Consider the following 11,879-nt stretch of genomic DNA (forward strand, 5'->3'; position numbering starts at 1 on the left):
TAGCCTAATTGTTTTTAGGCAATACATTTGTCGGATTAACCGGTTCATCATTCTCATACACTGCGAAATGAACGTGGTTGCCAAGATCTTTCTCGAGCTCATTGCGTCCGGAGCTTGCGATCACATCGCCTTGCTTCACTTCAGCATTCATCTCCACCTTCACATCAGACAAGCTCTCATACACGGTCTTCATATTGCCCGGATGAGTAATCTCTACAACATATCCGATCAGTGGAACTTCTTGTACCCGAGTGATTTTACCGCTCATTGCTGCTTTCACTTCAAATGTCTGATCATCTTTGCGTGCCAGGTCAATACCCATGTTCGCTCTATACGTATCGTTGTAATGAACAAGCGCCGCTTGATGATCTTCAGCACTTCCGTCCTTATCATAGAACGGTTTGACAACAGTAACGTCAGCTACGTTAGCAACAGGCCATACCATATCCTCAGCGGAAGCAACCGTCTCAGCAGCTTCTTCTCCCTGCTTCCCGTCTACTTTCCCTGCGGTTCCCTGACTGTCATCAATAGATTGGGAGGTACTGGCAGGGGCGTCTTTTGGCTTTTGGCTGGCATCCTGATAGACCCACACTAACGTTAGTATAATTGCCACTGCCGCCACGTAAATTGCTGGGAACACCCATCTTTTCGAGAATACTCTCTTCCACGCGGACACCTGTGATACCGGTTCTCCCATTGTTATTTTAGGAGATTCCTCATGGTTCTTCTTTTTACTATTTTGTTCATTCATTACCTCATCACCTCAATAATCATTGTTACCGAGGCAATTGCTTTTATACTTGGCTATACTAATTTTTTTTGAAAATAGGGAGAATACCAGAGAGTACACTCTATTGAACATAGCTATCTTGATGAACAAAGGAAAACTAGTTGGGTTTCTTCCATCTACTTTGGGATGTCCATAGCGGTTCGATGGAGTAGTTGCCTATTGTACAGTTAATTACGTGGGGCAAGAACATCAGATACTTGGTTGAAGGAAATCCCCGTATAGTAGTGTTTGAGAATTTGTGTGGTCGTATAACCCTGCTTGGCCATCCCATTGGCTCCCCACTGACTCATACCGACGCCATGACCTGAGCCATAGGTTGTGATCTTCACCTCGGCACCATCCAGTACCATATTGAACTGACTGGAGCGCAGTTCCAGCTTCTCGCGAACTTCCCGCCCACTATACGTCTTATCGCCAATTCGGATGTCCTTCACACTGCCTCCTGTAGTTACGGACAGTACTTGGAACAGCTTAGGGATAGGCGCTCCCTGACGGCCTGTAGTCGGAAGTGCAGGAGCAGATTGTCCCAGTTTGGAAAACAATTCATTCACACTGATTTGCGCAGTCTCTTGATTGTGAGGATCCAGCTTGCTATCCCATGGACTTGATACACTGCGGAGATAAGGCACCTGATCGGACCAGTAATCCTCCGAATTCTCCGTATATCCACCACTGGAGGAGAAGAAAGCGGCCGTAATGGGTTGACCCTGATATGTCATAATAATACCACGCGTCAGGGAGGCGGCCTGCTGCAGCTTTTGAAGATCCTCACCGCGTCCATCATTCTCCCATGCTCTGAGCGAATCGCTAGACACATAGGCTTGATGCTCTACCGTATCATTCACATCGGCGTTACCGCTAGGTACGCCGCTAGTGTCGCTGGCGGCAAGGCGGCGAACAATGAAGGTGCGGGCGGCAATCGCCTGCGCCTTCAGGGCTGCGAGCTCGAAGTCAGCCGGCATCTCGGCGGCCAACACGCCAGTGACGTACTCCTCGAGCGGCAGCGTCTCTACCTTGCCCGTGTGCGTCAAATATACGCGCACGGGCCACTGATCGGGATCGGCCGCAGCCTCACGGCCCGATCCCACCGCCTTGCCGCCGGCCTGTCCCGCGGCCGGCGAATGCACCGCCGCCGTAATACCGGCGGCGTCCTGCGCCTGCGTTGCCCCGCGCTGTACGAGCAGCGCGGGCAGCAGCACCGCTAGCGCGCTTACCGCCGCAAGGGCAGCTAGTCCACCAAATCTTATGCTCCGTCCGTCATTCATCAAATCTATGACCTCCATCCAATTCACATCTATCTCTAGATTCTGCTAACCTTCTCTACTAATTTTTATGCAAAAACTAGGCTGCACATACCTTAAATATATATATCAATGGAGGCCGAGTTCTCTTCTTCTGAAATAAATAAGAGGCCATCTCTTATCTCATCCGTAGATGACATAAGAGATGACCTCTTCATAATTAATGATTTGATGATTTGGATTAAGCCCAGGTTGGCTGAATCTTCAATGAAGACAATTCATTCTGTACAGTCTGAGCCGCTTTCTCCGGCTCTGCAACTGTCTCCTCTTTGCTAATACGCCAAATATTAGCGCCAAGTCCAGCTAATTTCTCAGTCAGATTGACGTATCCACGATCAATATGATGTGTACCGCTCACTTCAGTCGTGCCCTCAGCTACGAGACCCGCGATAATAAGCGCGGCTCCTGCACGCAAATCCGTCGCACATACTTTAGCACCGCTAAGCTTGGATCCACCCGAGACAATAGCACTTCTTCCTTCTACCTTGATCTCAGCGTTCATCAGACGGAATTGGTCGACATGCATGAAGCGATTCTCAAATACAGTCTCCGTAACAACACTCGTTCCTTCCGAAGCGAGCAGAAGAGCCATCATTTGCGATTGCATATCCGTCGGAAAACCTGGATAAGGCAAGGTCTTCACATCTACAGCTTTGAGCGGCTTATCCGCAATAACGCGTACACCGTTCTCTTCCGCTTCGATCGTTACGCCCATCTCTTCAAGCTTAGAAATAATCGGTCCCAAATGGTCGGCGATCGCGCCTTCTACGAATACATTACCTCCGGTAATCGCAGCGGCTACCATAAATGTTCCGGCCTCGACGCGGTCAGGAATCACTGTGTGCTCAACGCCATGCAGCTTCTCTACACCTTCAATGCGAATAACACCGGTGCCTGCGCCGCGAACGACCGCACCCATACTATTTAAATAGTTGGCCAAATCGACGATTTCCGGCTCTTTAGCCGCATTCTCGATCACCGTTGTACCTTCTGCCAACGTGGCCGCCATCATAATATTCTCCGTAGCACCTACGCTTGCCACATCCAGATATATCTTCGCGCCATGCAATTTGCCAGTAGATCTAGCTTCGATAAAACCTTGTCCCAAGTTAATCTCTGCACCCATCGCTTCAAAGCCCTTCAGATGCTGATCAATTGGTCTAGTTCCAATCGCACAGCCTCCAGGCAATGAGATTCGCGCATGTCCTGTTCGTGTTAACAGTGGCCCCATTACGAGAAAAGACGCCCGCATTTTACGTACCAAATCGTACGGTGCTTCACAGGAGGCGATTGTCCGTGCATCGACCGTGATAACCTCACGCTCGTAATTCACGTTCGCTCCTAACGATTCTAATACTTTATTAATCGTCATCACATCATCCAGAGGTGGCGCATCACGAATGATGCTCACGGTATCCTCTCCCAATAAAGACGCTGCGATGATCGGCAGCACTGAATTTTTAGCTCCGCTCACTTTAACGTTCCCGGCCAAGACATTGCCACCGCGGACGATAAATTTACTCATCTCGGTTCCCTCCGCGTGTTCATTTTCACTATTTTCCCCGACATAAAAAATAGTATCCCGCTTAATTTCCCTAAATTTCATCATATCAAATTTCATTTACATCACACAAGGTCTAATTTGTGTCAATAAGATTTATCATACCAACAATTCCGTAAGCAATCAACGATCATTAGATATTCTTATCCACATTGTTGACACAATATTTTGATGTTATTCGACAAATTCATACCCCATCATATTCTAACATAATTATGGCAAGTTTGCCCTTAATGTTAGAACATGTAACGCAACATCTGCGTATATCCCCAATAGTCAAGGACAAAGGCAGCTACAAAGTGTCCCAATACTACAGCGAGCAGTAATTGGAGCAGCTTCCCCTGTGGTCCTTTCGGATTGCGGATGATCAGATCTAGCTTGAGATTTTGCAGCGCCCACCAGGATATAGCGATACAGACCAGCGATACAATAATCCCCGTAAGACCACCGATCCCGACCGATGATGATGCCGACTCGACCGGATTCACATGATTTCCCCCGTCACGTTATATTTATGCTGTTGGCCCCTAATCGGTTAATAAGTAACCAAAGAAAAGACGGCCTGAAAATATAGACCTTCTATATCATACTTGGCAACGAGACAATAATCCAGTACTACTTTTCATTGTAAAGGTTTCCAGTAGAATCTATTTTGTAACCTTTGTTTCTGAATTATGCAGCCAGGTATTTACGAAAAATAATATAATGAACTCAATAACCTATGGAGAGGAAGAATAAATCCACTATGATCATAGAAGTCATTGCCTATACGTTGTCAGATGCCCTGATTGCAGCTAGGAACGGAGCGGATCGCCTCGAAGTCATTACAGCCCCTTCAGAAGGAGGGCTAACCCCAAGTCTTGGTCTTGTCCAAGCTATTCGAGAACAGGTTGATATCGATATTCGGGTCATGATTCGACCACACAGCCGTAACTTCATCTATACAAACGAAGACATCGCCGTCATGGAGCGCGATATTGCCATCTTCCGATCGCTCGGTGTCTCAGGTCTTGTGACCGGAGCCCTAACGCCGCAGGGAGACATTGATACTGTTGCGCTTGAGAGACTTCTCTCAGCTGCCGAAGACCTGGCGATAACATTCCATCGGGCGATCGATGAAGCTGCTGATCTGGAGCAAGCCATCTATACCCTTGGTCAATATCCACAAATCACTCATATTCTTACTTCTGGCGGCCAGTCCTCCGTGCTTAATGCTACTGATATCATCGAGCGGTTAAGACTTGTGGCCAAGCAGCAAGGGATTACACTGCTGCCAGGCGCCGGACTCCATATCGATGCCCTTGAGACATTTCTTCGCCAGACATCGGTTCAAGAATTTCATATCGGCTCAGCAGCAAGGCAGGGCGGCAGCATTATGAATCCTGTCGACGCGGACATGCTATCCACGATACGACGCATCGCTGACCAATTTTAATGACTCCAATAATTCATAATAATATAGGTATGAAGGCTCAGGAGCATAGAAGCAGAAAAGACCGGAACATCTTCAAGCGATGTCCGGTCTTTTCTATCTATTTGGAGTTGGCGACATTAATCCGCGTTACCGCTCTTTGCAAAGCAAGCTCAGCACGACGTTGGTCAACCCGGTCCTGGCCACCGCGCGCCAATCGGCGCTCAGCGCGTTCACGGGAAGCAATAGCCCGTTCCAGGTCGATATCCTCAGGCATCTCTGCACTTTCGGCAAGAATGATCGCCTTATCCCCTTGCACCTCAGCGAAGCCTCCGTGCACAGCGATCGCGATCTTCTTCCCACCTATTCTCGCCTCAATTGGCGCAACCTTCAGTGGAGTCACGAACGGAATATGTCCGGGTAAGATACCAAGTTCCCCTTCAGTTCCGCGGATTGTCAGACTGTTCACTTCTTCTGTGAACACAATATGCTCCGGTGTAACAATTTCCAGTGTAAAGGTACTCACTTTTCATCCCTCCTGTTCGTGGGACATTCATTTCTGAAGCATCCGACGTGAACGGTGCAATTTACAGCGTCTTCGCTTTCTCTACTGCCTCTTCAATCGTACCGACATAGAGGAAGGCGGCTTCTGGAAGATCGTCATGCTTGCCTTCAAGAATTTCCTTGAAGCTGCGAACCGTCTCAGCAACCGGAACATACTTCCCTTTCAAGCCAGTAAACTGTTCAGCAACGTTAAATGGCTGAGATAAGAAACGTTCAACCTTACGCGCACGAGCAACGATCACCTTATCATCCTCAGACAATTCATCCATACCGAGGATCGCAATAATATCCTGAAGCTCTTTGTAACGAGCCAGCAATTGCTTAACCCCTTGTGACACGTTGTAATGTTCTTCCCCTACGACATCAGGAGAGAGCATACGCGAGCTGGATGCAAGTGGGTCCACAGCGGGGAAGATACCCTTCTCGGAAATTTTACGATCCAGGTTCGTCGTCGCATCAAGGTGAGCAAATGTAGTAGCCGGAGCCGGGTCAGTATAGTCATCCGCAGGAACGTAGATCGCTTGGATCGAAGTAACGGAACCTTTCTTCGTCGAAGTGATCCGTTCTTGCAATTGTCCCATTTCCGTAGCCAGTGTAGGCTGATAACCTACCGCAGAAGGCATCCGTCCGAGTAGAGCGGATACTTCCGAGCCCGCTTGTGTAAAGCGGAAGATGTTATCGATAAAGAGAAGCACGTCGCGGCCCTCTTGGTCGCGGAAAAATTCAGCCATCGTCAGACCTGTCAGGGCCACGCGAAGACGCGCACCTGGCGGCTCGTTCATTTGTCCGAATACCATCGCTGTCTTATTAATAACGCCGGACTCAGACATTTCCATGTACAAGTCATTACCTTCACGGGTACGTTCACCAACGCCCGCAAATACCGAGATACCACCATGTTCTTGAGCGATGTTATGAATCAGTTCCTGGATCGCAACCGTTTTACCTACACCAGCACCACCGAACAGGCCGATTTTACCCCCCTTGGCATAAGGAGCGAGCAAGTCGATAACCTTGATCCCCGTCTCCAGGATTTCGGATTGCGTCGACAATTCTTCAAACGCAGGAGGATCACGATGAATCGGATTTCTCACTTCGCCTTCAACTTGACCTTTATTATCGATCGTCTCACCAAGCACGTTAAATACCCGACCGAGCGTAACCTCACCTACTGGTACAGAGATCGGAGCGCCTAGATCGATCGCATCTATTCCACGTACAAGACCGTCTGTTGAAGACATAGCGATACAGCGCACCAGATTGTCGCCTAAATGGCTAAATGTCTCCAGCATCAGGTCGCCTTGATCGCCTTGCTTCACAATTTTAATAGCGTTATAAATTTCCGGTAGTTGGCCGCGTTCGAATTCGATATCAACGACCGCGCCCATTACGCTAACAACGCGTCCTTTGTTCATCCTTTTTGTTCCCTCCTAGTTACTTACTTATCCTTGCGCGTTTGCTCCGGCAACGATTTCTGTAATCTCTTGAGTAATCGCCGCTTGGCGAGCACGGTTGTATGTCAGGGTAAGTTCATTAATCATCTTCGTAGCGTTCTTCGTAGCGCTGCCCATCGCAGTCATCTTCGCGCCAAGCTCACTCGCTTTACCTTCCAATAGTGCAGCAAAAATGAGGGTCTCTGCATATTTAGGCAGAAGGACTTCAAGCACACCTTCAGGCGATGGCTCGTATTCATACTCTGCTGTTGCACCATGGTGCTCCACACTTTCAAAAGGAAGCAAACGGTCAACCGTCGGCATCTGCGTAATCGCATTGATAAACTTGCTGTAGCAGAGATAAACCTCGTCATACTCTTCGTGTTCAAAGCCTTGAACAGCCGCATAAGCCAGAGATTTAATATCAGCAAATTTCGGAGTGTCAGATAAATCCGTCACATCTTGAACAATGGGATAATTACGCCGATTGAGATAATCACGGCCTTTACGACCAATCGTAAACAGACCATATTCGTCTTTAGAAGCATGCTTTTCTTTGATAAAATCCGTAACTGTACGCAGCATGTTAGCGTTGTATCCGCCAACTAGCCCACCATCAGAAGTGATTACAATATACGCCGTACGCTTCACAGGACGTGAGACGAGCATCGGGTGAGAGACTCCGTTCGAACCGGTCGCGATGCTGGACACAACTTCTCTCAGCTTCTCAACGTAAGGACGAGAAGATTGAGCTGTCTCCTGAGCTTTTCTAAGCTTGGCGGAAGCAACCATCTCCATCGCTTTCGTAATTTGCCGAGTATTCTGAACGCTCTTGATCTGGCGTTTTATTTCGCGCATCCCTTTTGCCATGATTTCACCACCTTAGAACTTTGGCCGAGCCAAAGTTAACATCGTAAGCATTAACTTAAATCTACATAATCACAAACCGGCGATCCGGCATGGAGCCAGGGCCCGTTATGAATCAATTATTCGTTTATACGGAACCGGCAAAACCTCTCTTGAACTTCTCGATGATTTCCTTCAACTTCTCTTCGTTATCCGCAGTTAAATCTTTCGTATCGCGAATCGATTGCAGGACATCATCATGCTGGTTCTTCACAAAGCTGAGGAATTCGGACTCAAAGCGGCGTACATCGCTAACCTCAATATCATCAAGGTAACCTTTAACTGCCGTATACAAGCTAATGACTTGCTCTTCTACTGCAAGCGGTTGGTGAATACCTTGCTTCAGAATCTCCATCATACGCGAACCGCGGGTCAAACGCGCTTGCGTCGATTTATCCAGGTCGGAACCGAACTGGGAGAACGCTTGAAGCTCGCGGTATTGCGCCAGATCCAGACGCAGCGTGCCCGCTACTTTCTTCATCGCCTTAATTTGCGCCGAGCCACCTACCCGGGATACGGAGATACCGACGTTGATCGCCGGACGTTGGCCGGAATAGAACAGGTCGGACTCCAAGAAGATTTGACCGTCCGTAATTGAGATTACGTTAGTCGGGATATATGCGGATACGTCAGAAGCCTGCGTCTCAATGAAAGGAAGCGCAGTGATCGATCCACCGCCAAGCTCGTCGCTCAACTTAGCTGCACGTTCCAGCAAACGGGAGTGCAGATAGAATACGTCACCTGGGAATGCTTCACGACCTGGAGGACGACGAAGCAGCAAGGACAATTCGCGGTAAGCCGCAGCTTGCTTCGACAAGTCATCATAGATAATTAGGACATGCTCGCCTTTGTACATGAAGTACTCAGCCATAGCAACGCCCGCATAAGGAGCGATATACAAGAGCGGTGAAGGTTCCGATGCGGAAGCCGTTACCACGATGGTATAATCAAGTGCCCCATGTTTGCGTAAAGTTTCAACTACGTTAACTACAGTAGATTGCTTCTGACCGATAGCAACGTAGATACATTTTACGCCACTGCCCTTCTGGTTAATGATCGCATCGATCGCCAGAGCGGTCTTACCGGTCTGACGGTCACCGATGATCAGTTCCCGTTGGCCGCGGCCGATTGGAACCATGGAGTCAATTGCCTTGATTCCCGTTTGCATCGGTTCATGAACGGATTTCCGGTCGATAACGCCTGGCGCGTTATTCTCAACAGGACGGAATTCCGAAGTCTCGATAGGACCTCTACCGTCCACCGGCTGTCCCAGCGGGTTAACTACGCGTCCGAGTAATGCGTCCCCAACGGGAACCTGCATAATTTGTCCGGTACGTTTTACTTGATCCCCTTCACGAATTGCGCTGTATGGTCCCAAGATAACGACACCGACATTGCTTTCCTCAAGGTTGAGCGCTAGACCATATACGCCATTTTCAAATTCAAGCAACTCGTTGGCCATTGCATTCTCGAGGCCATGAATACGGGCAATACCGTCACCAACTTGGATGACTGTGCCGACTTCGGCAACTTCAATTTCCGATTTATATTGTTCGATCTGACTTTTAATCAGTGTACTGATCTCTTCAGGTCTGATACTCAAGACTTTCACCCCTATCTACAGTGCTTGTCTTCGAAAAGACTTTTCAAGCCGTTCCAGCTTGCCGGATAAACTTCCGTCATACAACGTATCGCCAATTCTTACTTTCATTCCGCCCAACAGGCTAGAATCGACCACGTTTTCGACGCGAATCTTCTTATTTACGAGTCCGCCAAACTCGGCGGCTACCTGCTCTTGTTCCTTCTCATTCAAAGGATATGTCGTATAGACGATCGCATTCGCAATACCCAGAGCATCACTAGAGATTTTGATATAAGACTCCAGCAATTCGGCAACAACTCGGTACGTCCACGCTCCAATAGAAGTTTCATGAGATTGACCACAGGTCTAGACAATTTGCCTTCAATAGCCTGGGAAACTGTCTCCCATTTCGTCTCCACAGTGATTCTTGGTGAAGCAATAAATTGAGCAACTTCGTCCCCTGCTGTAAAGGCAGAAACCAGATCCTTCAATTCCTTCTCTACCTCTAGAGCGCGGCCTTCTTGTACCGCAATCTCATACAACGCCTTGGCATACCGCTTAGCTGCTACAACCTCGCTACTCATGAGCGTCCACCGACTTCTTTCAGGTACTTGTCAACCAACTCACCTTGTACCTTGTCTTCACTGACCTCTTGTTCGATCAGTTTAGAAGCAATTTTCACAGACGCAGAGCCAAGCTCGCTGCGGAGTTGTTCGACTGCCTTGTTCTTCTCGCTCTGAATGTCGCGAATCGCTTCGTTCTTGAGACGAGATGCCTCGCTCTTCGCTTCCTCCATAATATGAGCAGCCTGCTTGTTACTGGTTTGCTTGGACTGTTCGATAATTTCATAGGCTTCTTTACGCGCATCTTGAAGAGCCGCTTTTTGTTCCTCCACAAAAGTGTGTGCCTGCTCTCTGGTTTGCGCTGCTTCATCAAGCTGTTGCTTCACCAGTTCACGGCGTTTCTCCATCACGGAGAACAGCGGACCAAAAGCGTATTTGTTTAATAGCCAGTATAAAATCCCGATCGCGATCATCGAGATGACGGTGTTTTCCCATACGAAATTCAAACTTAGTCACTCCTTTCCGAAGCTTCCGTAATGCGTGTCTTGACCACGAGAGCTAAAAAGAAGGCGCGGACGGCTGTGGCCTTCCCCGCCAGTTCTTTTTAAATTCAATTATTAAGCTTTACCGAAGAACATAAATGCAAGAACCACACCGATAATCGGAAGTACTTCGATCAAGCCGACCCCGATGAACATCGTAGTCTGTAAAGTCGATTTAGCTTCAGGTTGACGTGCCATTCCTTCTACTGTTTTGCTGATAACCAGACCGTTACCGATTGCTGCGCCGAACGCGCCCAAACCTGCTACGATAGCTGCTGCCAATAATGCCATTGCTCCCATTTGTATATCCTCCTTAAAATAAATATCTAATGTTTTATGTTCAGTCAGAATGAAGCTTTGCTCCACTTAACTTGAATCTAACTCTTAATGATGTTCTTCATCGTGCGTCTGAAGGGTTTGCGAAATATATACCATCATCAGAATAACAAAGACGAATGCCTGAATCGCACCGATGAACAAACTGAAGCCTTGCCATGCCATCATCAGCGGAATCGAGAAGATCATACCGACAACACCGGCTTTGGCCAGAGTCATGATCGTTCCAATCAGCACCTCACCCGCGAAGATATTCGCGAATAGACGAATCCCGTGTGTAACAAACTTAGACAGCGTCTCAATCAAGTTAATAGGGAAAAAGATAGGATATGGTTCAAAATAATGTTTTAGATAGTTCTTCGTATTCTTAACCAATCCAAGTCCATGGGATAGTAGAAATACGAGTAAAGCTAATCCCATCGTTACACTGACATCAGCGGTCGGTGATTTCCACCAAGCAACTTCAGCTTCAGCCGTTTCTTCAGGATGAGCTGCTTGTTCTTCATGAAGTTTGTCGGTTACGGTTGTAATCTCATGACCGAAGATCTTCGCATCGGCTGGGTCATGATATTCAGTAACAACACCGAATGGTAGACCGAGCAGGTTCGCAACGAAGATGAACATAATCATGGTCATTGCTAGAGATAGGAAGGGTTTACCCTTCTTCCAATCCATCGTACTGGATATCATATTTTGGACAAACTCCACAACCCATTCCATAAAATTCTGCAGCTTACCAGGATTCTCAACAGATAAATTGCGTGTTGCCAATTTTGCGATAACAAATACGATTGTACAAGTAACGACTAGCATCAAAACAATAGATAGGTCGACACGTATACCGGCCAACGCTATGACTGGAGCTTCATGCATATTCTCTCACCCCCATT

Annotated in this window: 12 protein-coding genes and 1 pseudogene; 1 reads left to right on the top strand and 12 read right to left on the bottom strand. The window is 47.9% G+C overall.

The features are described 5' to 3' along the window. Positions 1 to 4 precede the first annotated feature (4 nt). The 4 genes from RE628_RS26805 to RE628_RS26820 form a co-directional block, all read right to left on the bottom strand. Positions 5 to 751, bottom strand: coding sequence for a peptidoglycan DD-metalloendopeptidase family protein (locus tag RE628_RS26805; RefSeq protein ID WP_309156395.1), 747 nt, complete (start codon positions 749 to 751; stop codon positions 5 to 7). A 206-nt stretch (positions 752 to 957) separates the two neighbouring features. Further along, complete coding sequence (gene spoIID / locus RE628_RS26810; protein WP_309159582.1) at positions 958 to 2,073, bottom strand: stage II sporulation protein D; 1,116 nt, start codon at positions 2,071 to 2,073, stop codon at positions 958 to 960. A gap of 199 nt (positions 2,074 to 2,272) precedes the next feature. Beyond that, complete coding sequence (gene murA, locus RE628_RS26815) at positions 2,273 to 3,616, bottom strand: UDP-N-acetylglucosamine 1-carboxyvinyltransferase (protein WP_309156396.1); 1,344 nt, start codon at positions 3,614 to 3,616, stop codon at positions 2,273 to 2,275. Between the two features lie 272 nt (positions 3,617 to 3,888). Next, entirely contained in the window at positions 3,889 to 4,140 is a 252-nt protein-coding gene (locus RE628_RS26820; protein WP_309156397.1) for a DUF1146 family protein, read from the bottom strand. Between the two features lie 257 nt (positions 4,141 to 4,397). Between RE628_RS26820 and RE628_RS26825 the strand changes: the two genes are divergently transcribed. After that, positions 4,398 to 5,087: a copper homeostasis protein CutC gene (locus RE628_RS26825; RefSeq protein WP_309156398.1), complete on the top strand. Its 690-nt coding sequence runs from the start codon at positions 4,398 to 4,400 to the stop codon at positions 5,085 to 5,087. A gap of 97 nt (positions 5,088 to 5,184) precedes the next feature. On the opposite strand, the gene RE628_RS26830 is transcribed toward RE628_RS26825, so the two are convergent. The 8 genes and pseudogenes from RE628_RS26830 to atpB form a co-directional block, all read right to left on the bottom strand. After that, positions 5,185 to 5,589 (bottom strand): F0F1 ATP synthase subunit epsilon, encoded by a 405-nt coding sequence (locus RE628_RS26830; protein WP_309156400.1) that lies wholly within the window; start codon positions 5,587 to 5,589, stop codon positions 5,185 to 5,187. Positions 5,590 to 5,650: 61 nt separating this feature from the next. Further along, positions 5,651 to 7,042: a F0F1 ATP synthase subunit beta gene (gene atpD / locus RE628_RS26835; RefSeq protein ID WP_309156402.1), complete on the bottom strand. Its 1,392-nt coding sequence runs from the start codon at positions 7,040 to 7,042 to the stop codon at positions 5,651 to 5,653. Between the two features lie 27 nt (positions 7,043 to 7,069). Continuing rightward, entirely contained in the window at positions 7,070 to 7,930 is an 861-nt protein-coding gene (gene atpG, locus RE628_RS26840) for an ATP synthase F1 subunit gamma (protein WP_309156404.1), read from the bottom strand. A 124-nt stretch (positions 7,931 to 8,054) separates the two neighbouring features. Further along, positions 8,055 to 9,569 carry a F0F1 ATP synthase subunit alpha gene (gene atpA / locus RE628_RS26845; RefSeq protein WP_309156406.1) on the bottom strand — a complete coding sequence of 505 codons (1,515 nt, stop codon included), beginning with the start codon at positions 9,567 to 9,569 and terminating at the stop codon, positions 8,055 to 8,057. Between the two features lie 15 nt (positions 9,570 to 9,584). Further along, positions 9,585 to 10,132 (bottom strand): annotated as a pseudogene (locus tag RE628_RS26850) (F0F1 ATP synthase subunit delta). Further along, complete coding sequence (gene atpF / locus RE628_RS26855; protein ID WP_309156407.1) at positions 10,129 to 10,617, bottom strand: F0F1 ATP synthase subunit B; 489 nt, start codon at positions 10,615 to 10,617, stop codon at positions 10,129 to 10,131. Before atpF ends, RE628_RS26850 begins: the two are co-directional and overlap by 4 nt. A 111-nt stretch (positions 10,618 to 10,728) precedes the next feature. After that, positions 10,729 to 10,953, bottom strand: coding sequence for a F0F1 ATP synthase subunit C (gene atpE / locus RE628_RS26860; protein WP_309156408.1), 225 nt, complete (start codon positions 10,951 to 10,953; stop codon positions 10,729 to 10,731). Between the two features lie 84 nt (positions 10,954 to 11,037). Beyond that, entirely contained in the window at positions 11,038 to 11,862 is an 825-nt protein-coding gene (atpB, locus tag RE628_RS26865) for a F0F1 ATP synthase subunit A (RefSeq protein WP_309156410.1), read from the bottom strand. Positions 11,863 to 11,879 lie beyond the last annotated feature (17 nt).

The organism is Paenibacillus sp. D2_2, from assembly GCF_031199965.1.
GTDB lineage: Bacteria > Bacillota > Bacilli > Paenibacillales > Paenibacillaceae > Fontibacillus.

Bases quoted from the DNA above. Each gene is read 5' to 3' on its own strand.
- RE628_RS26805 (WP_309156395.1), bottom strand. From the start codon at position 751: ATGAATGAACAAAATAGTAAAAAGAAGAACCATGAGGAATCTCCTAAA.
- spoIID (WP_309159582.1), bottom strand. From the start codon at position 2,073: ATGGAGGTCATAGATTTGATGAATGACGGACGGAGCATAAGATTTGGT.
- murA (WP_309156396.1), bottom strand. From the start codon at position 3,616: ATGAGTAAATTTATCGTCCGCGGTGGCAATGTCTTGGCCGGGAACGTT.
- RE628_RS26825 (WP_309156398.1), top strand. From the start codon at position 4,398: ATGATCATAGAAGTCATTGCCTATACGTTGTCAGATGCCCTGATTGCA.
- atpD (WP_309156402.1), bottom strand. From the start codon at position 7,042: ATGAACAAAGGACGCGTTGTTAGCGTAATGGGCGCGGTCGTTGATATC.
- atpG (WP_309156404.1), bottom strand. From the start codon at position 7,930: ATGGCAAAAGGGATGCGCGAAATAAAACGCCAGATCAAGAGCGTTCAG.
- atpE (WP_309156408.1), bottom strand. From the start codon at position 10,953: ATGGGAGCAATGGCATTATTGGCAGCAGCTATCGTAGCAGGTTTGGGC.
- atpB (WP_309156410.1), bottom strand. From the start codon at position 11,862: ATGCATGAAGCTCCAGTCATAGCGTTGGCCGGTATACGTGTCGACCTA.